The 25703-nt window shown below is 71.8% G+C and carries 22 protein-coding genes; 6 read left to right on the top strand and 16 right to left on the bottom strand.

Going from position 1 to position 25703, the window contains the following annotated elements; translation table 11 throughout:
* Positions 1-75: 75 nt before the first annotated feature.
* The 11 genes from ACN4JJ_RS16265 to ACN4JJ_RS16215 form a co-directional block, all read right to left on the bottom strand.
* Positions 76-1050, bottom strand: coding sequence for an alpha/beta hydrolase (locus ACN4JJ_RS16265; protein WP_440710942.1), 975 nt, complete (start codon positions 1048-1050; stop codon positions 76-78).
* A gap of 139 nt (positions 1051-1189) precedes the next feature.
* Positions 1190-3652 (bottom strand): alpha/beta hydrolase-fold protein, encoded by a 2463-nt coding sequence (locus ACN4JJ_RS16260; protein ID WP_440710941.1) that lies wholly within the window; start codon positions 3650-3652, stop codon positions 1190-1192.
* Positions 3653-3696: 44 nt separating this feature from the next.
* The gene (locus tag ACN4JJ_RS16255) at positions 3697-4560 is read right to left on the bottom strand and encodes an HpcH/HpaI aldolase/citrate lyase family protein (RefSeq protein ID WP_440710940.1); all 864 of its coding nucleotides are present in this window, start codon (positions 4558-4560) and stop codon (positions 3697-3699) included.
* Positions 4560-5768 (bottom strand): CaiB/BaiF CoA transferase family protein, encoded by a 1209-nt coding sequence (locus ACN4JJ_RS16250; RefSeq protein WP_440710939.1) that lies wholly within the window; start codon positions 5766-5768, stop codon positions 4560-4562. Before ACN4JJ_RS16250 ends, ACN4JJ_RS16255 begins: the two co-directional genes overlap by 1 nt.
* A complete protein-coding gene (locus tag ACN4JJ_RS16245; protein WP_440710938.1) occupies positions 5765-7933 on the bottom strand; it encodes an SUMF1/EgtB/PvdO family nonheme iron enzyme in 2169 nt (722 codons plus the stop codon). The genes ACN4JJ_RS16250 and ACN4JJ_RS16245 overlap by 4 nt, the downstream gene beginning before the upstream one ends.
* Positions 7930-9339, bottom strand: a complete 1410-nt coding sequence (locus ACN4JJ_RS16240) for an ADP-ribosylglycohydrolase family protein (RefSeq protein WP_440710937.1) — start codon at positions 9337-9339, stop codon at positions 7930-7932. Before ACN4JJ_RS16240 ends, ACN4JJ_RS16245 begins: the two co-directional genes overlap by 4 nt.
* Positions 9339-10523 (bottom strand): ADP-ribosylglycohydrolase family protein, encoded by a 1185-nt coding sequence (locus ACN4JJ_RS16235; protein ID WP_440710936.1) that lies wholly within the window; start codon positions 10521-10523, stop codon positions 9339-9341. The genes ACN4JJ_RS16240 and ACN4JJ_RS16235 overlap by 1 nt, the downstream gene beginning before the upstream one ends.
* 92 nt (positions 10524-10615) lie before the next feature.
* Complete coding sequence (locus tag ACN4JJ_RS16230) at positions 10616-11911, bottom strand: ABC transporter substrate-binding protein (protein ID WP_440710935.1); 1296 nt, start codon at positions 11909-11911, stop codon at positions 10616-10618.
* Positions 11912-11996: 85 nt separating this feature from the next.
* The gene (locus tag ACN4JJ_RS16225) at positions 11997-12854 is read right to left on the bottom strand and encodes a carbohydrate ABC transporter permease (protein WP_440710934.1); all 858 of its coding nucleotides are present in this window, start codon (positions 12852-12854) and stop codon (positions 11997-11999) included.
* The gene (locus ACN4JJ_RS16220; RefSeq protein ID WP_440710933.1) at positions 12851-13819 is read right to left on the bottom strand and encodes a carbohydrate ABC transporter permease; all 969 of its coding nucleotides are present in this window, start codon (positions 13817-13819) and stop codon (positions 12851-12853) included. Before ACN4JJ_RS16220 ends, ACN4JJ_RS16225 begins: the two co-directional genes overlap by 4 nt.
* Positions 13816-14844 (bottom strand): LacI family DNA-binding transcriptional regulator, encoded by a 1029-nt coding sequence (locus tag ACN4JJ_RS16215; protein WP_440710932.1) that lies wholly within the window; start codon positions 14842-14844, stop codon positions 13816-13818. Before ACN4JJ_RS16215 ends, ACN4JJ_RS16220 begins: the two co-directional genes overlap by 4 nt.
* Before the next feature lie 213 nt (positions 14845-15057).
* Here ACN4JJ_RS16215 and ACN4JJ_RS16210 point away from each other — a divergent pair, with 213 nt between their 5' ends.
* From ACN4JJ_RS16210 to ACN4JJ_RS16190, 5 genes are all read left to right on the top strand, one after another.
* Positions 15058-15357, top strand: coding sequence for a hypothetical protein (locus tag ACN4JJ_RS16210; protein ID WP_440710931.1), 300 nt, complete (start codon positions 15058-15060; stop codon positions 15355-15357).
* Positions 15358-15468: 111 nt separating this feature from the next.
* Entirely contained in the window at positions 15469-15900 is a 432-nt protein-coding gene (locus ACN4JJ_RS16205; RefSeq protein WP_440710930.1) for a hypothetical protein, read from the top strand.
* 8 nt (positions 15901-15908) lie between these two features.
* Positions 15909-16928: an AAA family ATPase gene (locus ACN4JJ_RS16200; protein ID WP_440711068.1), complete on the top strand. Its 1020-nt coding sequence runs from the start codon at positions 15909-15911 to the stop codon at positions 16926-16928.
* A 10-nt stretch (positions 16929-16938) separates the two neighbouring features.
* A complete protein-coding gene (locus tag ACN4JJ_RS16195) occupies positions 16939-18288 on the top strand; it encodes a DUF58 domain-containing protein (protein ID WP_440710929.1) in 1350 nt (449 codons plus the stop codon).
* Positions 18285-20660 carry a transglutaminase TgpA family protein gene (locus ACN4JJ_RS16190; RefSeq protein WP_440710928.1) on the top strand — a complete coding sequence of 792 codons (2376 nt, stop codon included), beginning with the start codon at positions 18285-18287 and terminating at the stop codon, positions 20658-20660. Before ACN4JJ_RS16195 ends, ACN4JJ_RS16190 begins: the two co-directional genes overlap by 4 nt.
* Here ACN4JJ_RS16190 and ACN4JJ_RS16185 read toward each other — a convergent pair.
* Positions 20592-21170 carry a PadR family transcriptional regulator gene (locus ACN4JJ_RS16185; RefSeq protein ID WP_440710927.1) on the bottom strand — a complete coding sequence of 193 codons (579 nt, stop codon included), beginning with the start codon at positions 21168-21170 and terminating at the stop codon, positions 20592-20594. The genes ACN4JJ_RS16190 and ACN4JJ_RS16185 overlap by 69 nt on opposite strands.
* A gap of 196 nt (positions 21171-21366) precedes the next feature.
* On the opposite strand from ACN4JJ_RS16185, the gene ACN4JJ_RS16180 reads away from it, so the two are divergent.
* On the top strand, positions 21367-21870 hold the full coding sequence (locus tag ACN4JJ_RS16180) for a DUF3145 domain-containing protein (RefSeq protein WP_440710926.1): 504 nt from the start codon (positions 21367-21369) through the stop codon (positions 21868-21870).
* An 83-nt stretch (positions 21871-21953) separates the two neighbouring features.
* Here ACN4JJ_RS16180 and ACN4JJ_RS16175 read toward each other — a convergent pair whose 3' ends face one another.
* From ACN4JJ_RS16175 to ACN4JJ_RS16160, 4 genes are all read right to left on the bottom strand, one after another.
* Entirely contained in the window at positions 21954-23189 is a 1236-nt protein-coding gene (locus ACN4JJ_RS16175) for a beta-ketoacyl-[acyl-carrier-protein] synthase family protein (protein ID WP_440710925.1), read from the bottom strand.
* Positions 23190-23327: 138 nt separating this feature from the next.
* Complete coding sequence (locus ACN4JJ_RS16170) at positions 23328-23576, bottom strand: acyl carrier protein (protein WP_137837315.1); 249 nt, start codon at positions 23574-23576, stop codon at positions 23328-23330.
* Positions 23577-23625: 49 nt separating this feature from the next.
* The gene (locus tag ACN4JJ_RS16165) at positions 23626-24630 is read right to left on the bottom strand and encodes a beta-ketoacyl-ACP synthase III (RefSeq protein WP_440710924.1); all 1005 of its coding nucleotides are present in this window, start codon (positions 24628-24630) and stop codon (positions 23626-23628) included.
* 55 nt (positions 24631-24685) lie between these two features.
* Entirely contained in the window at positions 24686-25606 is a 921-nt protein-coding gene (locus tag ACN4JJ_RS16160) for an ACP S-malonyltransferase (protein ID WP_440710923.1), read from the bottom strand.
* Positions 25607-25703: the final 97 nt, after the last annotated feature.

Here is a 25703-nt window from a genome sequence, read left to right as displayed (position 1 = left end):
TCCCGGGTAGCTGTCGTCTGCCCCACCCTAACTCCTGGAGCAACGCCAGGAGCGAGGGCGGGGCGGAGAATCGGCTCAGGCTCCGAGGATGCGCCGCAACCAGGCCACGCGAGCGGCCCTCGCCTCCCGCGAGAGCGCCGCCTGCGGTGCCATGGCATCGAAACCGTGGAAGCCTCCCGGCCACACGTGCAGTTCGGCGACCCCGCCCTGCTCCCAGATGCGCGTGGCGTAGGCGACGTCCTCGTCACGGAACACCTCGGCCGTGGCGACGTCGATGAAGGCGGGCGGCAGACCGCTGAGATCGGCGGCGCGCGCCGGGGCGGCGTAGACCGAGACCTCGTCGGTCTTGCGGCGATCGCCGAGCAGGGCGTCCCAGCCGGTGTCGTTGCTCCCGCGGTCCCACACGCCGAAGCCGTCGACCTGGTGGCTCGAGACCGTCTCGTTGCGGTCGTCGAGCATCGGGTAGATCAGGAGCTGCCCGGCCAGCGCGGGCCCGCCGAGGTCACGGGCCTTCAGTGCCACGCCGGCCGCGAGCCCGCCGCCGGCGCTGCCTCCGCCGATGACGATGCGCAGCGGATCCACTCCGAGCTCCTCGGCGTGTCCGGCGAACCAGACCAGGCCGGCGTAGGAGTCGTCGACGGGTGCCGGATCGGGGTTCTCGGGTGCCAGCCGGTATTCGACCGAGACGACCACGGCATCGAACTCGAGCACCCAGGTGAGGTACTCCTCTGCCCCGGTGAAGCGATCGCCGATGATCATCCCGCCGCCGTGCGTGTGGAAGATGCCCGGGCCCCCGGCGACGTGGTCGGTGCGGCGGAAGATCGACAGCGTGATGTCGGGAGCTCCCTCCGGCCCCGGCACCGTGCGCTCCTCGTGATGGATCGGACGGTCACCGATGAGGTCGGCGATCGGCGGGGCCGCGAACCCGCCCTGCCGCAACGGGCCGATCATCTCGGGTGTGAGGGTGGACGGGAGCATCTCGCCGACGGCGGCGAGCACGGCCTGCAGCTCGACGTCGAACGGGGGAGCGGGGTGGGTGGTTTTCGTCATTCTGACCTCCATCGGTCGCGGCCACGGCGTTGTGGCCTGCTCCCATCCTGGGAGGGTGCCGCGCCCGGCTCAACCGCCAGGACCGCGCGGATGGGGACCGCTCGACCGCCATCCGGCGGGGGAGCGGCCCGGCCTCGCCTCAGGCGTGCGGATGCAGCCGGCGGCGCACGACGATCACCCCGGCTCCCGCACCGAGCACGAGGAGGGCGATGGCGAGCCAGCGGGCCACCTCGAGGCCGGTGGCGCCGAGAGCGCCCGGGAGGGCTCCGGCACCGGTGCCCGCGCCATCCGGTGAGGCCGGATCCGCGCCCGCGCCGCCGCCGCCCGTGCCCGGTTCGCCGGGTGTGCCGGTGCCCGGCTCCCCGGGCGACGCCCCGTCGAACGGAACCGAGATGAGCAGCACGTCCGCGCCGCCGGCGTTCGTGGCGCCGGCGAGGGCGCCGTACGTCACGGCCTGCACCCAGGCCGTTCCGGGTGCGCCGGATGCGCCGGATGCGCCGGGCGAGACGAAGACGTTGGCCTCGTCGTACACGTCGGCGCCGTCGCGCTGCGGGGTGCCGAACTGGTGCGCTTCGCCCGCGGTGCCGTCGGCCGCGACCGGGAGGGTGAACACGTCCACACCGCCGGCCGGCGATCCGAAGGCCCCGCCGGTGTGCCCGGCCACGAGCAGCCCGCCGTCGGCACCGGTCAGCACACCGGCCGCGCGGTCGTCGCCCGCGGTGCCGGCCTGCGTGAGCCACTGCGTCGACCCGTCGGCGCCGAACGCGGCCACGAAGGCGTCGTTGCCGCCCGCCGAGGCCGAGCCGAGGGTGCCGCCGGTGAAGCCGGCCGCCGCCACCCCGGAGGCGGTCGCGGTGAGCGCCGAGACCTGGTCGGTCTCCGTCGTGCCGAACTGCTGCAGCCACAGCTGCTCGCCGTCGGCCGAGTACCGGGCCACCCAGGCGTCGTAGCCGCCCGCCGAGTCGGCACCCGGCATCGTGCCGCCCGCGGTGCCGCCGACGTAGACACCGCCATCCGGAGCCGGGGCGGCCGCGAAGGCCTTGTCCTCACCGGGACTGCCGAACCGACTCGTCCAGGCCACTTCGCCCGAGGCGTCCAGGTGGGCGATCAGGATGTCCTTGTCGCCCGCCGGCACTCCGTCGCCGACGGTGCCCGAGGTGTAGCCCGCGAGGAAGGCGCCGCCCGCGCCGTCGGCGGTCACGCCGTACGCCCGGTCGGCCGCCACCGGATCGCCGAGCGTCGTGCTCCAGAGCACCGTGCCGTCGGGCCCGAGTTTCGCCGCGAAGACGTCGTCGTTCTGGGCCCCGTCGTGGTCGCCGCGCTGGTAGCCGGCGGTGATCGCCGAGCCGTCGTCCCCGCCGGACACGACCCCGTACATCCGCTCGTTCAGCGCGGTGGCGAGAGGGGTCACCCAGCTCGAGCTGCCGTCGGCGGCGAGCTGCTGCACGAGCACGTCCGATCCTCCCGCTCCGGTGTGACCGAGCGCGTCGCCCGCCACGGTCACGGCCTGCACGACGCTGCCGTCGGCCCGCCCGAGCACGCCGCCCGCGAAGTCGTCGCCCGCCGACCCGGTCTGCACGCCGGTGAGCGGCTCGACGGGTTCCGTGGCGAGTCGGCCGGCGATGTCGCGCATCCCCTCCCGGAAGCCCTGCTCCCACACACCCCAGTCGTGGCCTCCGTCGTAGACCCGCAGCTCGGCCGTGATGCCGGGCACGCGCTTGGCCTGGTTGTAGAGCGTGGCCGCTTCGTAGTCGAGGTCGTGGATCGCATCCTCCGGCGCCGGGTTCACGTACTCGTCGTCGCCGACCGCGATGAACAGGTGGACGGGCTCGGCCGGATCGAACGCCGCGAAGGTCGCGGGGTAGTTCAGCGCCTGGTAGCGGGCCTCGTCGTACAGGGCGTCGCCGACGCCGTAGGCGCCGAACTCGCGCGTCGAGGAGTCGACCGGAGTGCTCGGGTAGTACACCGCGGGGCTCAGCACCAGACCGGCCGAGAAGAGGTCGGGATGCGCCGTGGCGAAGCGCAGCGCACCGGCCCCGCCCATCGAGTACCCGCCCACGACCCGCGCCGAGCGGTCGTCGAGGGTGGCGTAGTGCGAGTCGACCCAGTCGATCAGCTCGGTGGTGAAGGCGGTCTCGACCGCGACCCCCGGGGTCGTGCCGGGCGCGGTGCCGGTGTACTGCGAGTCGACGTAGTAGCTGCCGCGGCCGCTCCACGGGGCATCCGGCATGATCACCACCACCGGCGGGATGCTGCCGTCGGCGATCATCTCGTCGAGGTCGCCGGCCACCTGCTGCCAGGCCGACTGGCTGTCGCCGCGACCGTGCAGGAGGTACACCGACGGATAGCGCGTGGCGGCCGCCGGGTCGTAGCCCGCCGGGAGGTAGGCGGTGTAGTCGATCGGGCCGCCGATCGCGTCGCTCTGCAGCCGCCCGGGTATCAGCTGCCCGGCCGGCGCTGCGGCACTGGGTGCGAGTGCGGCGCCGGCGGGTGCGGTGCCGGCTGCCGGTTCGGCGGATGCTCCGGCGGCTCCGGCGAGCAGGCTCGCTGCCACCAGGGCCGTGGTCGCGGCGGTGGCGGTGGTCGTTCTGATCCACGTCATCGTGGCTCCGTTCCTCAGGGGGTGCTGCGTGATGTCAGGGTGCGTCAGCCGGCGCGGTGCGAGCCGCCGGCGCGGTCGATTATGGCGCGCGCCCGCGGCAGCATCGCCGCGTCGACCATCTCGCCGTTCGGGAGGGTCGCCACGCCGCCGGCCTCGACGGCCGCGAGCACGTCCCGTGCCCAGCCGATCTCCTCCGGGCGCGGGGCGAAGGCCTCGGCGATGACCGGCAGCTGGGAGGGATGGATCGCCGTGCGTCCCCACCAGCCGAGTTCCCGCCCGGCCTGCGTGTCGCTCCGCAGGCCGTCGAGGTCGGCGATCGCCGGGTAGGCCGAGAGCATGGGTGCGGGCAGTCCCGCCGAGCGCGCGGCGACGAGCAGCCGGATGCGGGCGTACTGCAGCACCGCCGGGGAGCGCGTGCCGAGTTCGCTCGCGAGGTCGGATTCGCCCAGCGCCACCCGGGTGACCGCCGGATGCGCGGCCAGCTCGGCCGACCGCTCGAGCCCGAGAGAGCTCTCGATCAGCACGGTGACGGGGACACCGGGGATCGTCGTCGCCACCCGATCGAGCTGGTCGAGCGTCTCGGCTTTGGGCAGGCGCACCTCGAACGCCCTCGCATCCGGCCCGGCGGCCACCTCGGCCAAGGCCGCGAGGTCGCCCTCGTCGCCCCCGTTCACCCGCACCTGCAGCACGGGACACAACCCCGCCCCCGTCCCAGCCCCGGTCTCCCGCAGCCAGGCGGTCACGGCCGCACGCGCCGCCGCTTTGGCCGCGGGCGCCACGGCGTCCTCCAGATCGAGGATCACCAGGTCGGCCCCCGTGGCCACGGCCTTGGTGAAGCGCTCGGGCCGGTCGCCGGGCACGTAGAGCCCGGTCGTCAGCACGCCGTCCGCAGATCCGTCCGCCCGCATCAGACGACTCCCCGCTCGCGCAGCGCGGCCAGCTGCTCCGGCGTGACGCCGATCTCGGCGAGCACGTCGGCGCTGTCGGCCCCGTGGTCTCGGCCGGTCCAGCGGATGGCCCCCGGCGTCTCCGACAGGCGGAACAGCACGTTCTGCATCTTGATCGGCCCGAGCTGCTCGTCGTCGACGGTCTGCACGGTGCCGATGGCGGCGTACTGTGGATCGCCCAGCACCCCGCGCACGTCGTACACCCGCGAGATCGCTGCCTGGGCCTGCTCGAAGCGCTCGACCACCTCGTCGGTGCCGCGCGCTGCGATCCAGGCGGCGACGGGCTCGTCGAGCTCGTCGGCGTGCTGAGCGCGGGTGTGCCCGCCGGCGAACCACGGCTCGCCGATCAGGTCGGCCCGGCCCACCAGTGTCATCACCCGCTCCGCGATGGACTGCGAGCTCGTCGACACCGCCACCCAGTCGCCGTCGGCGGTGCGGTAGACGTTGCGTGGGGCGTTGTTGACCGATCGGTTCCCGCTGCGCGGCTGCACCAGCCCGAGCTGGTCGTAGGCCGTGATCTGGCCGCCGAGCAGCATCAGGATCGGCTCGATGATCGCCATGTCGATCACCTGCCCGGCGCCCGAGCGCTGCACGCCGCGCACGGCCACCATCACGGCGTAGGCCGTGGCGAGGGCCGCGACGCCGTCGGCCAGACCGAACGGGGGCAGGGTCGGCGGCCCGTCCGGCTCACCGGTCAGGGCCGCGAAGCCGCTCATCGCCTCGGCGAGGCTGCCGAATCCCGGCCGCCCCGAGTACGGCCCCACCTGCCCGAAGGCGGTCACCCGCGCGATCACGAGCTCCTTGTTCGCGGCGTGCAGCTGCTCGGGGCCGAGCCCCCAGCGCTCCAGGGTGCCGGGCCGGAAATTCTCGATCAGCACATCGGCGTGCTCGGCCAGTGCGAGGAGCAGCTCGGCACCGTCGGGACTGCTGAGGTCGATCGTCACCGTGCGCTTGTTGCGCCCGAGCGTCTTCCACCACAGGTTCACGCCGTCCTTCGCGGGGCCGTGGCCGCGGGCGGCATCGGGCTTCCGCGGATGCTCCACCTTGATCACGTCGGCCCCGAAGTCGCCGAGGAAGGTGGCGGCGAGCGGCCCTGCGAACAGCGTCGAGACGTCGAGCACGCGCAGACCCGTCAGCGGGGGGCCCGCGGATGCCCCGGCCGCGGTCATCGCGCACCCCCGGTGCCGAGGGTGCCGCCGGTAGTCGCGGCGGCGTCGCCGCCGGTGCCGCTCGGGCCCGCCAGGTCCCAGGCCAGCCGGAAGCCGATGCTCGGCGAGCGATCGAGCCCGAGGCCGGGGAGCACGAACTTCAGACCGAACTCCGGCTCGCGCCGACCGCCGTCGGTGTACCACTCCGAGCCGAGGCTGCGGTGCTCGCTGCCGCCCTTCAGCATCACGAACCGGGTGATCCCGTCGTCGTGCTCGCTCTCCGTCCAGTTCCAGACCAGCGGATGCGCGCGGTCGAAGCCGGGCTCGGTCGCGGCCGCCTGCCACTCCCATTCGGTGGGCAGGCGCGCGCCGGCCCACCCCGCGTAAGCGCGGGCGTCGTCGAGGTCGATCGAGGTCACGGGCTGCGCGTCCGTGCCGGTAGCCGGAACGAGTGCGGCCTGGGCGTCTGCGTCGGCTGCGACTGCGGCTGCCGCCCGCCAGTCGGGCAGGAAGCGGTTGCTCACGGCCGGCCGGTAGCCGGTCGCCGCGAGGAACTCGGCGAACTCCGCGTTCGTCACCTCCCGGGCCGCCACCGCCACCGCGTCGAGCGCGACCCGGTGCTGCTCGCTCCGTGCGTCGTGCAGCCGTGGCGCCAGCGGCTTCCACTCCTCCACGTACGGTGCGCCCTGGTAGCCGCCGGTCTCGCGGCGCCGGAACGTCATTGTCAGGTCGCGCTCGCCCGCGGCGACGCGCACGGCGTCGGCCGCCGGTTCGCCGATCGTGCGGGCCGGGATGCGGCGTTCGGCCGCGCGTGCCGGGAAGGTCGCATCCGGAGCCGGCGCATCCGGAGCCGGCGTATCCGCGGCGGCCTCGGCCAGCAGGGGCGCCAGCCACGCCGGCTCCTCCCCGCGCACCCGGAGCACCGCCGCGACCCCGCGAGCCGGCACGGTGACCTCACCCGCAGAGCCGGATCCCAGGCGCATCCCGGCCGTGAAATCGACGTATTCCCCATCCGGCATGCTCGTTGCGCTGTCCAGCAGGGCGCCCGTGTAGTCCGCGTCGGAGCGGTTGATGGCGGTCCAGAGCGTCAGGCCGCCGAGCTCGAAGCGCGAGACGTACACCCGTGAGGCGAGGGCCTCGGCCGAGGCGTCGGCGAGCGGCATCCACTCGCCCTCGACCAGCACCTCGGTGAGCGAGCGCTGCACCCGCAGCATCCGGCGCAGGGTCGCTTTGTCGCGCTCGTTCCAGCCCACCCACACGCCGAAGACCGTGTCCCACACCAGCATGCCGGTGCCGTTCATGAAGGCCGACTGCAGTTCGGCGCTGTGGTCGCGGTTCCAGCGCCGGGTGGAGTGCATCATGTGCCGCCGCTCGAACCAGTGGGCGCGCATCACGCCCGGCGCCTCGCTGTCGGCGAACCACTGCGCCCAGCTGAGCTGATGGTCGTGGATGCGCGCGTTCGGCACACGCGACTCGCCCTCGAGCACCTGCGGGGGAGTGGCGCTGAGCAGCGAGCGGATGAGGTGGGAGTCGCCCTCCTTCATCGTGTCGAGGAACACCCCGTCGACCCCGAGCTCTGCCACGAGCAGGGCGAGCTCGGTGGCGTCGTCGTGCGCCGCGCGGCGGGTGCCGATGTCCCACGGGTTGTAGTCGACGAACACCCGGATGCCCCGGGCCTGGAACGCGGCCACGAGCTCGCCGATCCCGGGCACCTCGCGGTAGAAGTCGAACTGGTTGCGGCCGTCGATGCCGATCACCGGGTAGGCGTGCCAGAGCACGACCCCGTCGAAGCCGCCGTGGTCGGCGGTGCGGGTGAGGAAGCCGTCCACGTCGAAGCGCCGCGCGGCCCGGTCGAACAGCCGCTCGTCCCACAGCCAGACGAGCGCGACCGAATAGGCGGAGCGCGTCCAGGCGCCGGCCGGCCGGTCGTAGAGCCCGCCGTCGTAGTCGAGGCGGGCACGGGATGCCTCGCGCCAGCGGGCGAGATCCTCCCGCCAGGCCGGCCAGTCGGCCGGGTCGTCGGGCGCGGCGAAGATCTTCGCCACGTCGCCGATCTCGGGCGCGAGCGCTCCGCCGGCCGGCAGCGCGGTGGGCTGATCGATCGGCCGCGGCACGAGTGGATTCAGCTCGTTGGTGTTTTGCTCGTCGACGTCGACGGGAGTGCCGCTGTGCAGGTCGGTGCTCATCGGGCGACCTCGCGGTCAGGAACCGGCACCGGAGCCGCCACGGCGACCGTGCGGCGCGCCAGCTCGTCGAAGCCGATGCCGTCGAACCCGGGGATGCTCGAGGCGAGCCGGTTGTGCAGTGGCGCGATCCAGGCCGGCGGCAGAGCGGATGCCCCGAGCAGCGCCCCCGCGATCGACCCCGCGGTCGCGCCCACCGAATCGGTGTCCCAACCTCCCGTCACCGCGTGCGTGATGGTGGCCTCGTAGTCGCCGTCCCCGCGGGTGAGGGCGAAGACGAGCACGGCGGCGTTGTTGAGCACGTGCACCCAGTGCAGCGAGCCGTACTCGGCGTGGATACGGTCCAGTGCGGTCTCCGAGTCGAGCGCGCGAGGAGACTGCCGGCCGAGGGAGGCGCCGAACAGGACGGCCCGCGCGTACCGGCTGTCCGCCGGCACCACCGAGAGTCCCGCCTCGATCACCTCGTCGACGCCCCCGGCCACGACGGCCGCCGCGCTCGCCGCCGCCGCGAACAACGCGCCGTAGACGCCGTTGCGGCCGTGACTGAGCACCGCGTCGGTGTACGCGAGCCGGGCCGCGGCGACCGGATCGCCCGGGTTCGCCCAGCCGTAGACATCCGTGCGGATCTGCGCCCCGATCCAGTCCCGGAACGGGTTGCGCACCGCTCCGGCCTGCTCGGGCTCGTAGCCGTCGAGCAGGTTGCGGTAGGCGATCCGCTCGGCCGTGAACACCCGGCCGCCGGGCAGGTTGGCCAGCCACGACTGGGCCACGTCGTCGGTGCCGAAGGAGGAGCCGAGGCGCTCGAGCAGGTCGAGGGCGATCAGCGGGAAGTTCAGGTCGTCGTCCTCCGGCATGCCGTCGATGTTCTCCACCAGGCTGGTGGGCCGGCTGCGGCGGTTCCACGGATACCGCGCCCCGAGCTCCGGATCGAGCCCGACCTCGGTGAAGTAGGAGGCGATCGGCCAATTGCCCGTGTTCTGCGCGATGGCACGGATGCCCTCGCGCGGGATCTTCTCCACGGGCTTGCCGAGCAGGCAGCCGGCGGCCCGGCCGAGCCAGGCGCCGTGCACGCGGTCGGCGAAGTCCTCGGGTGCGGGCCGGGACGAGATCGACGGCTCGCCGTGGCGTGGCGCCCGCGCCAGGATCTCGGCCAGCTCGTCGGGCTCCGCGCGCCGCAGCGCATCCGGCACCGGCCGCTCGTCGAGCTGCGTCAGGATGCTCCGCCCGAGCTCCCGCAGGTGCTCCGGGGCCGGTTCGGGCGTGGCACCGCTCACCGGTGCGAGCAGCGATCCGCCGGCGGCCGTCCACCGCTCCCGCAGATCGTCCACCGGCACCCCGTCGAGGTCCGCGGCGCGGAACGCGTGCGGCACGAGGTCTTCGGGCTGGCTCCAGCTGAGGCGCACCCCCATCACTTCGCTCCGACGCCGGCACCGGCGCTCGCATCGGCGCCGAGGCCCGCGCCCACGAGCTCGTCGAAGGCGCGGGCGCGCTGCTCGAAGCGGGCGCGGTCCTTCCCCCAGAGGTCGCGGGCCACCGAGGCCATCACCGGGCCGGTGGCGTCGAGGTCGAGCCGGCTGGCTGCGCCGATCTCCTGCACCCAGGCATCCGGAACCACGGCCCGGCCGCCGAGGGCGCCGGCGATCGATCCGCCCATCACGGCGATCGAGTCGGAGTCGCGCCCGTAGTTCACCGCACCCAGCACGGTCTCGCGGTAGTCGCCGCCGGCCAGCACCAGCATGCCGAGCGCCACGGGCAGCTCCTCGATCGACTTGGTGCGGCTCGGGATGCGCGCGTCCCGGGCCGGGGCCCGGTAGTCGGGCCCCACGGTGTCGAAGGGTTCGACGGCGGCCCGGATGCCGGCCAGCGACGAGCGCCAGTCGCCGAGCGAGGAGGCGGCCGAGACGACCGCGTCGATCGCATCGCGCGTGCCGTCCTTGGCCAGCGAGAGCGCCACCTCGATCACCGAGGAGACGGATGCTCCGGGCCGCATGGCCTCGGCCACGCACGCCGCGTACACCCCGGCGGCCTCCCGCCCGTAGCTGGACTGATGGGCGCCGGCCACGTCGATCGCCTCGGCGTACGCGCCCTGCGGCGAGCCCGCGTTCGCGATGCCGACCGGCGCCATGTACATGGTGGCGCCGCAGTTCACGATGTTGCCCACCCCGGCCTCACGCGGGTCGATGTGCCCGTAGTGCAGGCGCGCCACCAGCCACTTCTCGGCCAGGAACAGCCGCTGCAGCAGGATGGCGTCGGTCTCGAGCTCGGGGATCCAGCGTCGCTCGCCGATCAGCAGCGGCACCAGGTGCGAGGCGATGGCGTGCGCGTCGAGATGCTCGCGCAGGCCGTCGTAGACCTCCACGAGGGCGTTGGTCATCAGGGTGTCGTCGGTGATGTGCCCGTCGCCCTTGTGGTACGGCGCGATCGGCCGGGCCCGGCGCCAGTCGTCCAGGAACGGTGGCACGATGCCCTCGATGAACCCCGAATAGCGCTCCTGGATGGCCTCCGGGGTGTTGCCCTCGGCCGCTCCACCGAGGGAGTCTCCCACGGCCGCCCCGGCGAGTGCGCCCGTTGCCTTGTCCTCGAGCAGGTCCATGGATGTTCTCCTTCGTGAGGGGATGGTGTGAGTGCGATCTGGTGCGGAGGGGATGCGGCGGCCGATCCGTGGGGGAGGGCCGCCGCATCCGGTCAGCCGCCGATCGACGACCAGCCGTCGGTGAGCTGCTTCTTCAGCTCGTCGAGGCTGATCGAGTTCGCGAAGTACTGCTGCAGGCCCGGGGTGGCGTACTGGTCCTTCCACTGCGGGTAGTCCGTCGCCTTCTGGAACGGCGCGCCCGAGAGGTCTTCACCGGTCTTCAGGATCGGGGCCCACACCGGCACGTCGGCCGTCTGCTCGGCCACCACGTCGCGGGCGTCCGAGGAGGTGGGGATCAGCCAGTCGCCCTGGGCCAGCGCGGCCTGGTTGTCGGCGCCCATGAAGTAGTCGATGAACTCCGCGGCCTGCTCGGGGTACTCGCTCTGGGCCGAGACCGACATGGTCTGCGGGTTCGCCGCCTGCACCGGTCCGTCGCTGCCCGCGAGGGGCGGCAGCACGGTCCAGTTGAAGCCCTCGGGAGCGGATTCGGTGATCTGCTGGGCGAGGAAGTTGCCGCCGATGTACATGGCGTACTTGCCGCCGAGGAAGCCGGGCAGCACGTCCGAGCCCGACTGGGTGAGCGTCACCGGGTCGAGCGAGGCGTCGTCGTAGGCCATGGCGTGGATCTTCTCGGGCACGGCCAGCTCGCCCTCGCCCACGTCGATCGTGGCCGATCCGTCGTCGGAGACGTCGAAGAAGGTGCCGTCGAAGCCGAGAGCGGTGTTCATCACGGCCGCCGTGGGCTGCTTCAGGCCCCAGCCCACGCCGAAGCTGCCGCCGGTGGTGAGCTGTTTCGCATCGGCCTGCAGGTCGTCCCAGCTGAGCGAGTCGCCCGCCGGAACCGGCACGCCGGCCGCCGAGAAGGCGTCGGTGTTGGCGAACACCACGTAGGTCTGCAGCAGCGTCGGGGCCGCCACGATCTTCCCGTCGGGCGTGGTGACCGTCTCCCACACGTCGTCGGAGACGGCGTTCTTCACGTCGTCGCTGAGGTACGGGGAGAGGTCGGCGAGGTAGCCCTGGTTGGCGAAGCCCATGATGTCGCTGGACTCGTCGTGGATGATGTCGGGTGCCGTGTCTCCCTGGAACTGCGTCACGAGCTGGTCGTGCACGTTGTCCCAGCTGCCCTGCACCAGGTCGATCTGGATGTCGGGGTGGTCGGCGTTCCAGTCGTCGACGATCTTCTTCGTCGCGGCGACCGTGGAGTCCTGGTAGGCCAGGCTCTGGAAGGTGAGGGTGACCGGTCCGTCGGGGGTGCTCGCCGTGGTGGTGCCTCCGCCGCCGAACGCGCAGCCGCCCAGCAGGCCGGCGACCGCGAGGGCTCCGATGCCCAGCAGTGCCTTTCTCTTCATGGTTCTCTCTCTTTCGTCGAGGGGTCGAGGTCTTCTCAGTGGTGGTGGTGGTGGTGATGCGGGTGCGGGCGGGCGGATGAGCCGCTCAGCCCTTCACAGCGCCGCTCATCAGGCCCGAGGTGAGCCGGCGCTGGATGAGGGCGAAGAAGATCAGGCTGGGGATGGTGGCGAGCAGCGAGGCCGCGGCCAGCTGCCCCAGCTGCACCTGCCCCTCCGCGCCCACGAAACGCGCCAGGGTGAGCGGCAGCGTCTGCAGCGAGGGATCCTGGATGAGCACGAGTGCGAAGAAGAACTCGTTCCAGGAGGAGATGAAGGTGAACAGGCTCGTCGCGACGAGTCCGGGAGCGAGCAGCGGCAGCACGATCGAGCGCAGCACCCGGAACCGCGAGGCGCCGTCCATCGCACCCGCCTCCTCCAGCTCGGCGGGCACCCCGGCCACGTAGCCCTGCAGCATCCAGAGCGCGAAGGGCAGCGACCACACCGTGTAGACCAGCACCAGCCCGAACAGGTTGTTGATCAGCCCGATCTGCTTCAGCACCAGGAAGAGCGGGATGATGATCAGGATGAAGGGGAACACCTGGCTGAGCAGGATCCAGCCGGTGGCCACGCCCCGCAGCTTGGTGCGGAACCGGGCCAGCGCGTAGGCGGCCGGGAGCGAGATCGCGGTCACGATCACGGTGGTGAGCACGGCCACGAAGAGGCTGTTGCCGGCGGCCTGGATGAGGTTGGCCTTCTCGATCGCCGCGGCGAAGTTGTCGAAGTTCAGCTGTTGCGGCAGGAACGCCGGGGTGGGCGACTGCAGCTCCTGCGGCGTCTTGAAGGCCGTGATGAGCAGGAACAGCAACGGGAACCCGAGGAACACCACGTAGGCGGCGAGGGCGACGTACTGCAGCGGCCGGGTGACGCGGCGCGAACGGGTGCCGGCGAGGTTGACGGTCGTCATGAGAGGCGGCTCCTTGCCTGGCTGCGCAGATAGAAGAAGAGGAACGCCGCGATCAGGATCACCATCACGTTGCCCATGGCCGCCGCGTAGCCGAAGTTGCCGTAGCGGAAGGCCTCGTTGTAGGCGAAGAGCATCGGCAGCATGGTCTGGCCTCCCGGCCCGCCCGCCGTCAGCACGTACACCAGGGCGAAGGAGTTGAAGTTCCAGATCAGGTCGAGGGTTGTGATGGCCACGATCACGGGCCGGAGCGCCGGCAGGGTGATGTGACGGAAACGCTGCCAGGTGCTGGCGCCGTCGATGGCCGCCGCCTCGTGCAGATCGGCCGACACGTTCTGCAGGCCCGCCAGCAGGGTGATGGTGGTCTGCGGCATGCCGGCCCAGACGCCCACCACGATGACCGCGGGCAGCGCGGTGGAGAAGTCGCCGAGCCAGTTCGTGTCGCCCGGCAGCCCCACGCCCCGCAGGAAGCCGTTGATCGGGCCGTAGGTGGGGTTGAGCATGAGGCGCCACATGATCGCGATGATCACCGGCGGCATGGCCCAAGGCACGAGCGCGAGGGTGCGGGCGAGCCAGCGCAGCTTGAGGTCGAGGTTGAGCAGCAGCGCGAGACCGAGGGCGCAGAAGAACTGCAGGATGGTCACGCCGAAGGCCCAGATCAGCCCGATCCGGAACGAGTTCCAGAACAGCTCGTTGCCGAGCAGCTGGCCGTAGTTGTCGAGCCCGTTGAAGGTGACGGCCTGGTTGAGCCCGGCCTTCGCGTCCGTGAACCCGAGCAGGATGCCCTGGGCCAGGGGGTACACGCTGAACAGCAGCACCGGGATGAGCGCGGGCAGCACCAGCAGCCAGGCGTCGCGCCCGCCGCGGTGGATGCCGCCGACCTTGGGGCGCTTGCGGCGTCTGCCGCCGTTGCTCCCGCCGCCGTCGGGTGTGGTCGGGATGAGCACCGACTGGGCCGTCGTGGTCACAGCTCCTCCTCCGCGTATCCGTTCACCGACGAACCGCGCACCACGAGCCGCGGCTCGATCACCACCTGTTCGACGGGGGCCTGCGGATCGTCCAGCCGGCGCAGCAGCAGCTTGGCAGCCACCCGGGCGCGCTTGGTGGAGCGCAGGTCGACGCTCGTGATGGCGGGCTGCGCCAGGTCGGCGATGTCGGTGTCGTCCATCCCCACGATGGCGATGTCGTCGGGCACCCGCAGGCCGCGCTTGGAGACGACCTTCATCGCCGCCACCGCGAGCAGGTCGTTGGCGCACACGATGGCGTCGGGGGAGGTCTGGTCGAGGAGGGCGGCGGCGGCGTCGAGCCCGGCACGGTAGGTGAAGTCGCTCGCGTTCACCTGGGCGTCGGCGTTCAGCGGCCGGCCCTGCTCGGTGAGGGCGCGCAGGTAGCCGTTCAACCGTGCGGCGCCCGGAACGGTGTCGACCGGACCGTTGACGAAGGCGATGCGCTGGCGGCCCTGCTCGATCAGGTGGTCGACCGCGAGGGCGATGCCGCGCACCGAGTCGGCGCGCACGTTGTCCAGCTGCACGCCCGGGGGGAGCGAACCGATGATCACGATCGGCAGGCGGCTGGCACGCAGCTGCACGCCGAGCTCGTCGGTCACGCGCAGGGGGCTCAGGATGAGGCCGTCGGCGAAGCCGCGGTTGAGGCCCGTGAGCAGGTCGATCTGGTCTTGCGGGTCGCTGCCGGTCGAGGAGATGACCACGCGGTAGCCGGCCTTGGTCATCACCCGGGAGATCTCGTGCATCATGCCGACGTAGACCGGGTTGCCGACGTCGGCCACGGCCAGGGCGATCTGCTCGGTCTTGCCGGCCTTGAGGGAACGGGCCGTCGCATCCGGCACGTAGCCGAGTTCGTCGGCGGCCAGGCGCACGCGGTCGATCACCTGCTGCGAGGCGGGCAGGCCGTTCATCACCCGCGACACGGATGCGATGGAGACGCCCGCACGCTCGGCGACCAGCACCAACGTGGACTTCTTGGTGGGGGGCACGGCAATCCTCACGTCATCGGAAGGCGCCCGGCGGGCGTCTGTAAACGTTCTTGTAAACGTTTACATCAGAGAAGCTAGCTCGAAACCTCGATCTGCGCAAGCCGACCGCCCCGGGAACGCACGACGATGAACGGATCGTGTATATTCGACAGTCGAAGAACAGCACGGTCGAGTCGACCCGGATGCGCCGCGCGTCTTCGCAGGGGGAGAAGCATGTCCACGACCGAAGAGACGAGCGCCGGCGAGCTGACGTTCGACGATCTGCTGGAGTTCGAGGCGCGCGCCGAGCGGGGCCCGGAGCCCGTGGCCGCACAGCGTCACGTCAGCGTCGAGCGCCTGCGGCCCGAGCCGAAGCCGGCTGCGGGCAAGCGCGGGCGGTTCTACCGGCCCGAGCTGCACAGCTCGTGGGAACGCATCGTCGGCAACCGCGTCGTGCAGGTGGCCTTCTGGACGCTGCTGCTCGCGGCCACGGTGCTGCTCGTGGGACTGGCCATGACGAGGTTCGCCGCCTGATTCTCGTGTGCATTCCGTGTGCAGGTGCGCCCGGCAGTCGCTGCGGGGCGGCGCTCCGAATAGTGTGGGAGCGCGACGACGCAGTTCGTCCGGACAGCTGAGGAGTGTGCCATGCGCGAGGGCGGCAGAACGGAGCAGGAGCAGACGTTCGACTCGCGGTTCGACGCCGCGTTCCAGCCGGGCTTCGACGATCGGATGCCGGCTCCGGCCGACCACGATCCGTTCGGCTTCGACACGCTGGGCGGCGACCTCGGGGCGGAGGCCGAGTCCGGCGCCGGAGTCCCCCTGCGTCCCGCGCGGCTCGTCGACCGGTTCCTGGTGGCCATCTGGGCGGTGGGCGTGGGCATCGTCGTGCTCGGCTTCGGTGGAATGTTCGCGAGCGCCAGCTCCTACTACGGCGTCTCCGGGGGTGGTCCCGACTACTTGGCCATCCTCGCGATGCAGTTCTCGCCGTGGCTGATCGTCGTGGGCATCGCCACTCTCGTGGGCAGCCTCTTCCTCGTGGCCGTGCGGTCCGACCGGCGCACGGAGCGCCGCTCGTGAGCCCCGAGATGCCCGCGTCCGCCGAGGCGGAGGCCCTGCGCTCCGCCGCCCCGCTCTCTCTGGAGGAGTTCCGCGAGCTCACCGGTGCCATCATGGGCAACCTGGAGAGCGTGATCGACGGCAAGACCGAGGCCGCCACGCTCGCCCTGATCGTGTTGATCGCCGAGGGGCACCTGCTGGTCGAAGACGTGCCGGGCGTGGGCAAGACGACCTTGGCCAAGGCGCTGGCGACGAGCGTCGGATGCACCGTCAGCCGCATCCAGTTCACCCCCGACCTGCTTCCCTCCGACGTCACGGGCGTCTCGATCTACAACCAGGTCGACCACGCCTTCGAGTTCAAGCGCGGTGCGGTGTTCGCCAACATCGTCATCGCCGACGAGATCAACCGCGCCTCGCCCAAGACCCAGTCGGCGCTGCTGGAGTGCATGGAAGAGGGGCAGGTGTCGATCGACGGCACCACGCATCCGCTCGAACCCCCGTTCATCGTGGTGGCCACGCAGAACCCGATCGAGATGGAGGGCACCTACGCCCTGCCCGAGGCGCAGCGCGACCGCTTCATGGCCCGCCTCTCGATGGGGTACCCGGATGCCGCGGCCGAACTCACCATGCTGCACAACCGCGAGAGCGTCAGCCCTCTGGACGCCCTGCGGCCGGTCGTCGACAAATCGCAGCTCGCGGCGATGATCCTCACCGCCCGCTCCATCTACGTCAGCCGTGCGGTGGAGTCGTACGTGGTGTCGATCGTGCAGGCCACACGGGGGCATCCGGAGTTCCGGCTGGGGTCGAGCCCGCGCGGCACCCTGCACCTGGTGCGTGCCGCCAAGGTGCTGGCCGCCCTGAGCGGCCGCGAGTTCGTGGTGCCCGACGACGTGAACCAGCTCGTGGTGCCCGTGCTCGCCCACCGCATCGTCGCCACCCGGCGCGCGGCGAGCGACGCCCGCGGAGGCGGAGCCGAGGCCATCGCCACGGTGCTCCGGGCGATCGTGGCGGCCACCCCGGTGCCGCTCAGCCGAACCCGCACGAGCTGATCCGGCGCCGATGGCCGCTCCCCGCCCACCCCGATCCGTTCCGCGGCCCACCGCGCGCGGCTGGGGCTTGATCGCGGCCGCGATCGTGGTGTTCGTGCTCACGCAGGTGTTCCGGCGCCAGGAGCTCGCCTACCTCGCGTGCTTCCTGCTCGCCGTGCCCGTGTTCTCGTTCGCCTGGGTGGCCCTTCGCCGCATCTCGATCTCGGTGCGCCGCCGCTTCGCCCCCGAGTCGGGGTCGGTCGGCCAGCTGGTGGTGGTGAACACCTTCCTGCAGAACTGGGGGAGCCTGCGCACCCCCGCCGCCGTCTGGTCGGAGGGTGCCTCCGCCCCGCTGCGGCCCAGCCCCCCGGCCGCGCTGGACGCGCTCCCCGCCTACCTCTCCTCGGCGCTGGACGAACCCGCGGTGCAGCGGCTGCGGTACCGGCTCGACACGCGGGTGCGGGGTGCTCACGAGATCGGGCCGTTCACCCTCGCGCTGAGCGATCCCTTCGGCTGCGCCGTGCGACGCCTGACCTTCGGCTCGACCGACACCGTGCTGGTGACGCCCGAGGTGTTCGAGCTCGCCCGGATCGACCTGCGGCTGGCCACCGGCGACGGTGCCGAGCAGGTCTCCCGGCGTCTCATCGGCGCCGGCGAGCAAGACGTGATCGCCCGCAAGTACCTTCCCGGCGACTCCATCCGGCGCGTGCACTGGCCCGCCACCGCCAAGCACGGCGAGCTGATGGTGCGGCAAGACGACCAGCGCAACGACCAGGACGCGGTCGTGCTGCTCGACGCCGCATCCTTCGCCGGTCGCGAGAGTGCGGCGGGGCGCTCCCGGCGGGGCCCCGGCGAGCCGGACCCGGCGTTCGAGTGGGCCGTGAGCGCCGCCGCGTCGATCGGCGTGCACCTGGTCACCGAGGGCTACGGCGTGCGGATCGTCGGGCACTCCCTGGGTCGGCACGAGCCGCAGGCGGACGGCTCGTTCCTCGCCCCGCACGGTCAGTCGGCGCTGGTGCGCGAGCTGGCATTCGCCCGCAGCGACGGGGCCGACGACGCCGACGGGTTCCGTGCCGCCGTCGCGGAGGCTTCGCTCACCTCGCCCGACGCGCCGCCCGTGTTCGCCCTGGTGGCCGAGGGCGACGCATCCGACGACGATGGCCGCGGAAGGGGAGTCGGTTCCGGCCCCGGCCCGGCGGCCGCGGCCCGCCTGCGCGATCTCGCGGCGATGTCGTCGCATCCGGTCGCCTTCGTGCTCGGCCGGCCGGGACCCGTCGGCGTCGAACTGCGGCAGGCCGGCTGGACCGTCGTCCCTGTGGCCGCGGCCGACCGCCTCCCGGAGCTGTGGCGGTCGCTCGGCGAGGCGAGGGGGATCGGATGAGCCCCCGACGATCCGCCCGGCCGTTCGCCTCCGGTGTGCCCACGAGCGCCCGCCGTCCCGCGCCGCAGCGGCGCCGAGAGAACCGCAGCGGCGCCTGGAAGAGTTCGCTGGCGGTCGCCGTCTGTCTCGGCGCCGCGCTGCTCGGCCTCGCCCCGGTGCTGCAGGGCCTCGGGTGGTGGTTCGCCACGATGAGCGTCGTGCTGGTGCTGCTGGGCGTGATGACCGCCTTGAGGGCCTGGGGTGCTCCCGAGCTCGCCGTGATCGCGGGCGGCGCGGTGGTCTGGGCCGCGCTGGTGCTGGTGCTGTACGCCGGTGACAGTCTCTGGTTCGTCTTCCCGACCTCCGGCACAATCCCGGATCTCTCGGGCGATCTCGCGGATGCCGGGCTCTCCATCGCCCAACAGGAGGTGCCGGCGGTGGCCGACGGTCCCATCCTGCAGCTGATGGTGATGGCGGTCGGCCTCATCGCCATCGTGTCGGACGAGCTCGCCACCGGGCTGCGGGCGCCGGTGCTCGGCGGGCTCGGCCCGCTGGCGGTGCTCGCGGTGGCGCCGCTCGTGCGGCACGTCGCGCCGAACGTGCCGGTGTACGTGGTCGTGGCCCTAGCCTTCCTGCTGATGCTCTGGTGCGCCTCCCGGATCGGCGCCGACCGCCCCCGTGGCCCACGGCTGCGCGGTGCAGGCGGCCGCAACCCGCTTCTCGCCGCCGGGATGGCGGTGGCCGCGATCGCGGCGATGGTCGTGCTGCCGACGATCACCCCGGGCCTGACGGCCGATTCGCTCGCCGAGGACTCCGGCAGCGGCCGGTTCCCCACGGTGTACGCCACCGGCGTCGACCCCACCATCCAGCTGGGCCGTGATCTGCGGCGCAGCGCCCCGCTGCTCTCCCTGACGTACAGCACCACCTCGGAGGAGGGGCTGTACCTCAAGATGGTCAACCTGGGCGACTTCTCCACCGGTCTGTGGGAGCCGGAGTCGCCCTTCGACGCGGTGGGCTACGACGGCCAGGATTTCGGCACGCCCCCGGGTCTGGCACCCGATGTGCCCACCGTGCAGTCCGAGACCTCCGTGTCGATCGCGGCATTGCGCAGCGACTGGCTGCCTCTGCCGTACCCGACGCAGCGGGTGGACGAGCTGAGCGGCGACTGGCTCCTGACGCCGGGCACCTTCACCGTCACCGACCTGCGGGGCGACACCAGGGGGCTGAACTATCAGGTGACCGGTCTCGACATCCAGCCGACCGCCGAGCAGCTGGCGGCGGCGGGTGCCGTGGTGCCGGATGCGATCAGCGGCTTCCTGGCGCTGCCGCCGGATCTGCCGCCCGTGATCGCCGAGACCGCCGCGGCCGTCGCCGGTGGGGCGGCCACGAACTACGACCAGGCGGTCGCCCTGCAGGAGTACTTCCGCTCGGGGGAGTTCCGCTACTCGCTCACGGCCCCGGTCACCAACGGCTACGACAGCGACAACGCCCTGGCCCTCGCCGACTTCCTGGCGCAGAAGGAGGGCTACTGCGTGCACTTCGCCGGTGCGATGGCGGTGATGGCACGTACCCTGGGCATCCCCTCCCGGATCGCCGTCGGCTACGCACCGGGGCGGCAGGCCGACTCGGTCGGCCAGGCCGGACCCGTCTACGAGGTCTACACCGACCAGCTGCACACCTGGCCGGAGCTGTACTTCGACGGCATCGGCTGGCTGCCCTTCGAACCGACGCCGGGCCTGGACATCACCCCGCCCGACTACAGCCTTCCCGACTACGCCCAGGCCGGTGCTCCCGGCAGCGCCTCGACACCCGCTCCGAGCAGCACCTCGACGGCCGCGCCCAACGAGCGCCCCGACATCCTCGACGGGCAGGGGCCGCTCAGCCCCGAGCAGGTCGCGCTCGGCCAGCTGCGCGGGTGGGGCGTCTTCGCCGCGATCCTGGGTGGCATCGCCGTGATCGGCCTCGCGCCCTTCACGGTGCGACGACTGATCCGGCGACGCCGGATGCGGGAGATCGACACCGGGGCCCTGCCGGGCACGCTGGCCTGGACGGAGCTCGAAGACGCTCTCGACGACTACCGGGTGCAGCGCTCGGCGGGCGACACGCTGCACGATCTCGACCGGCGTGTGCGGGAGGAGCTCACGCTGCCCGAGGACGCCCTCGAGCGGCTGCGGCTGCGCGTGGAGTTCGAGCAGTACGCGCATCCCGCGAGCACGGATGCGGTGCGGCGGGGCGGCATCCGGAGCGATCTCGAGGCGCTGATCAGGGCGCTGGAAGCCGGTGCGAGCACCGGGGAGCGTTCTCGCGCCCGGTTCCTGCCGTCCTCACTGCTCGGCCGGCTCCGCGGTCGTCGGGGCCGGACGGCGTCCTCGACGGGGTCGCTCGTTCCGTAGCGGACGGCCCAGCGTGGCCAGGCCGCCGGGAAGCGACTCCAGGTCGTCGATCCAGCCGAGCGCCGCATCCGCCAGACGGCCGTGCGCCAGGGCGGCGGGGGAGTTCTGCGTGACCGGCGAGTTCGGCCCCGCCTCGTCGCCGTGCGCGTGCCAGGCGTGACGGTACCGTGCGAGCAGGGCGGCGCCGGCCGCCTCGTCGAGGCTGGTGACCAGCAGCACCTTGAACACCATGTCCGGCCACGCGGAGGCCGTGTCGACCGCCGTCTCGGCCAGCCAGGCGTCGCACCCGAGCCGCCCGTCGGCCGTGAGCCCGTAGAGGGGGAGCCCGTCGTCGGTGCTTCCCGCGATGCGCACCAGGCCCGCCGTGCTCAACCGGTCGAGGGTGGAGTAGATCTGGCCGACGTTGATGCGGCCGATCCGGTCGGTGCGCTCCTCGAGCTCGCCGTGGATCTGCAGACCGTAGGCATCCGCAGTGCCGAGCAGGAACAGGATGCCGGATCGGATCGACATCGCCCATCCTCCCTCGGCCCGCGCGGTGCGGCCGGAAAATACTCTCTGAGTATACGTCTGTGAGTTCCCGACACCCGGGATGACACGGTTGTGATTCCCTCGGGGGCGGCGGCATAATGTGAGCACAACCGAATAACGCCATTGCATTCCGTTCACAGGTCGTTGGGGAAGACGTACCTCACGAATGGAGAGAATTATGGCGGCAATCGTTGCTCGCGGGGTGGTCTACGTCCACTCCGCGCCCCGCGCGCTCTGCCCCCACGTCGAGTGGGCCGCAGGTCGCGCTATCGGTCGTGCCGTGAACTTCGATTGGATCGAGCAGCCCGTGCTGCGCGGCGCCCAGCGTGCCGACTTCTACTGGGAAGGTGCTCCGGGAACCGGCGCGGCGATCGCCTCCGCACTGCGCGGCTGGGAGCACTTGCGCTACGAGGTCACCGAAGACGCCAGTGAGGGCACCGACGGCGGCCGCTGGATGCACACGCCCGACCTCGGCATCTTCTACGCCCAGGTCGACGCCTCGGGCAACACGGTCATCCCCGAGGACCGCATCCGCAACGCCATGGAGGCGGCCGGCACCAACGCCCTCGAGCTGCACCGCGAACTCCGCCTGGCCCTCGGCCAGGCCTGGGACGACGAACTCGAGCCCTTCCGCTACGCCTCCGACATGTCCCCGGTCATCTACCTCCACCGGGTGGGTTAGGTGGGGGCCGGGCTACGCTCGGCCTCCACGCTCACCCTGGGTCGTCGAGTAGGGCCCGTTGCGTTCGGTCTTGTACCGCCCGATCAGGCGGTTTTGAAAGCTACTACCGCGTTGTGGCCACCGAACCCGAACGAGTTCGAGATCGCCACAAGCTCCCCCTCAGGAAGCTGCCGTGGCTCGCGCACCACGTCGAGCGGGATGTCCGGGTCTTGCTCGGACAGGTTGATCGTGGGGGGAGCGGTGCGCTCGTGCAGCGCGAGCACCGTGAAGATCGCCTCGATCGCGCCCGCACCGCCCAGCAGGTGCCCCGTGGAGGCCTTCGTGGCCGAGACGGGGATGTCGTGCAGGCGGTCGCCGAACACGTGCAGCAGCGCCTTGTATTCGGCGATGTCACCGACGGGCGTCGACGTGGCGTGCGCGTTGATGTGGGCGACGTCGGAGAGCTCGAAGCCCGAGCTCTCGACCGCCGCGATCATGGCACGCGCGGCAGCCGATCCCTCGGGGTCGGGAGCGGTGATGTGGTACGCGTCGCTGGTGACCGCACCGCCGAGCAGCTCGGCGTAGATCTTCGCGCCGCGGGCCAGGGCGTGCTCCTCGGTCTCGAGCACGAGGGCGGCCGCGCCCTCGCCGAGCACGAAGCCGTCGCGGGTGAGGTCATAGGGGCGGGAGGCCGTGGCCGGGTCGTCGTTGCGCTTGGAGAGCGCCTGCATCGAGGCGAACGCGGCGATCGGCAGCGGGTGGATGGCGGCCTCGGAGCCGCCGGCGATGATGATGTCGGCGTAGCCGGCCTGCAGGTGCTCGTAGGCGTTGACGATCGACTCGGTGCTCGAGGCGCAGGCCGAGACGACCGTACGGGCGCCGGCGCGGGCGCCGAGCGACATCTCGATGGCGGCCGCGGGGCCGTTGGGCATGAGCATCGGCACCGTCATCGGCAGAACGCGGCGCGGGCCCTTCTCGCGCAGGGTGTCCCAGGCGTCCAGCAGCGTCCAGACGCCGCCGATGCCGGTAGCCCAGTCGACGCCGAAGCGCTCGGGCACGACCTCGGGGGAGCCGGCGTCCGCCCACGCGTCGCGCGCGGCGATCAGGGCGAACTGGCTGCCCGGGTCGAGGCGCTTGGTCTCGATGCGCTCCAGCACCTCGGAGGCGGCCACGCGGGCCTGTGCGGCGAAGGTGACGGGCAGTTCGCGCTCGGCCACCCAGTCCTGCGTGAGCGTGGTCGCTCCGGACTCACCGGCGAGCAGGTTCTTCCAGCTCTCGGCAGCGGTTCCGCCCAGGGGCGAGGTGGCACCGATACCGGTGACGACGATCTTCTTGCTCATGGTGAAACTTTCTGTGGGTGGTCAGTCCAGGTGCGCCGGGATGGCGCCGTGTGCACGGGATGTGCTGTGGGGTCGGCAGGATCAGTGCTCTCGGGCCGCGATCCTGCCGACCATCCGCGGGTGGGCGGGAACTGCGTCCTAGGCCTGGGCGGCGACGATGAAGGTGACGGCGTCGCCGACGGTCTTCAGGTTCTTGACCTCTTCGTCGGGGATCTTGACGTCGAACTTCTCTTCGGCGTTCACGACGATCGTCATCATCGAGATGCTGTCGATGTCGAGGTCGTCGGTGAAGGACTTGTCCAGCTCGACAGTGTCGGTCGCGATGCCGGTCTCGTCGTTGATGAGCTCAGCCAGTCCGGCCAGTACTTCTTCGGTGGACAATGCCATTGTTCTCTCCTTGGGGTGTGTTTGACCGAGACTTAGTTTAGAGGGTTGCTCATGGCAGAACGACGACCTGCGCGCCGAACACGAGGCCCGCGCCGAAGCCGATCTGCAGGGCGAGGCCGCCCGAAAGCTCCGGACGCTCGTTCAGGAGCCGGTGGGTGGCCAGCGGGATCGATGCCGCCGAGGTGTTCCCGGTGGTCTCGATGTCGCGGCCGATGACGACCGACTCCGGCAGCTTCAGCTGCTTGGCGAACTCGTCGATGATGCGCATGTTCGCCTGGTGAGGGATGAACGCGGCGAGGTCTTCGACCGTCACACCGGCGGCCTCGAGGGCCTGCTTGGCCACCTTCACCATCTCCCACACGGCCCAGCGGAACACGGCCTGGCCGTTCTGCCAGAGCGTCGGCCACTCCGCCTCCTGGTCGCGGAACTGGAGGCTGGTGCCGGTCATGTGGATCTCGTCGCGCTTCGTGGCATCCGAGCCCCACACCGTCGGGCCGATGCCCACCGTGTCGCTCGGGCCGACCACTGCGGCGCCCGCACCGTCGCCCAGCAGGAACGAGATGGAGCGGTCGGTGGGCTCGACGTACTCCGAGAGCTTCTCGGCGCCGATCACGAGCACGTACTCGGCCATGCCGGAGCGGATCAGGGCGTCGGCCTGGCCGATGCCGTAGGCGTAGCCGGCGCAGGCCGCGCTGATGTCGTAGGCGGCGGCGAAGGGGGCCCCGATCCGCTCGGCCACGTGCGTGGCCAGCGAGGGCGTGATCACCGGGTTGGAGATGGTGGAGACCAGGATGGCGCCGATCTGCGAGGGGAGGATGCCCGCCCCCTCGATGGCCTCCTTGGCCGCGGCCTCGGCCAGGTCGACCGCGAACACGTCGTGCGAGGCGCGCTTGCGCTCGACGATGCCGGTGCGCTGGCGGATCCACTCGTCGGAGGAGTCGATCGGGCCCACCAGGTCGTCGTTGACGACCGAGAGGTCGCCGCGGGCGGCGCCGATGGCGTAGATGCGGGTGAACTCCGGTCCGGTGGACTGCTTGAGTGAGGGCTTGGTCATGGCGTGTTCCGCGGGGCCTTCCGTGGTCGTAGGGGGTGTCGGATGCAGCGGTCGCTCAGGCGGCCTGGTCGAGCAGGTCGAAGGCGGCGGGCAGGTCGTCGGGCGTCTTGACCGCGACGGCGGGCACGCCCTTGAGGCCGCGCTTGGCGAGACCGGTGAGGGCGCCCGCGGGGGCGACCTCGATCAGGCCGGTCACGCCCGCGGCGGCGAAGGACTCCATGCAGAGGTCCCAGCGAACCGGGTTGGAGACCTGGCCGACGAGCAGCTGAACGAACTCGGCGCCGCTGCTGACGAGTGATCCGTCGCGGTTGGTCCAGATCGGCAGCGTCGGGTCGCTCGGGTGCAGCGTCTCGGCGACGGCCGCGAGCCGGTCGACCGCGGGGGCCATGTAGTGCGTGTGGAACGCGCCGGCGACCTGCAACGGGATGACCCGCACGCCGCGCGGGGCGGCCTCGGCGAGCCGGGCCAGCGCATCCGGAGCACCGGCCACCACGGTCTGCCCGCCGCCGTTGTAGTTCGCGGGCAGCACGCCGTGCTCCTCGAAGAGGGCCAGCAGCTCGGTCTGGTCGCCGCCGACGACCGCGCTCATGCCGGTGGAGGTGAGGGCCGCGGCATCCGCCATCGCCCGGCCGCGTTCGCCCACGAGGCGCATCGCATCCGGGTTGGTGAGGATTCCGGCTCCGGCGGCCGCGGCGATCTCGCCCACCGAGTGGCCGGCGATGCCGCCGACGCGATCGCGACGACCCTCGGCGAACAGCGCGTCGAGGGTGAGGATGCCGGCCGCCACGATCAGCGGCTGCGCCACCTTGGTGTCGCGGATGGTGTCGGCGTCGCTCGTGGTGCCGTGCGCCACCAGGTCGACACCGGCGCTGTCGCCGAGCTCGACGAGCGTGTCGCGGAACGAGGCTTCAGCGATCCAGGGTTCGAGGAAGCCCGGGGTCTGCGACCCCTGGCCGGGGCATACGACGACGATCATGACTTCAGTCTCCCAAGAGTTCGGACGGGTGCTGTGTCGAGCGTGACCAAGAGATCTCGAAAGACACTGGAGGAATGCGACAAGCGGATGGGGTGCA

Source organism: Herbiconiux dendrobii (genome assembly GCF_052048175.1).
GTDB lineage: Bacteria > Actinomycetota > Actinomycetes > Actinomycetales > Microbacteriaceae > Herbiconiux.
The sequence above is the reverse complement of the archived record's forward strand: the minus strand, read 5'-3'. Positions and strand labels throughout refer to the sequence as shown.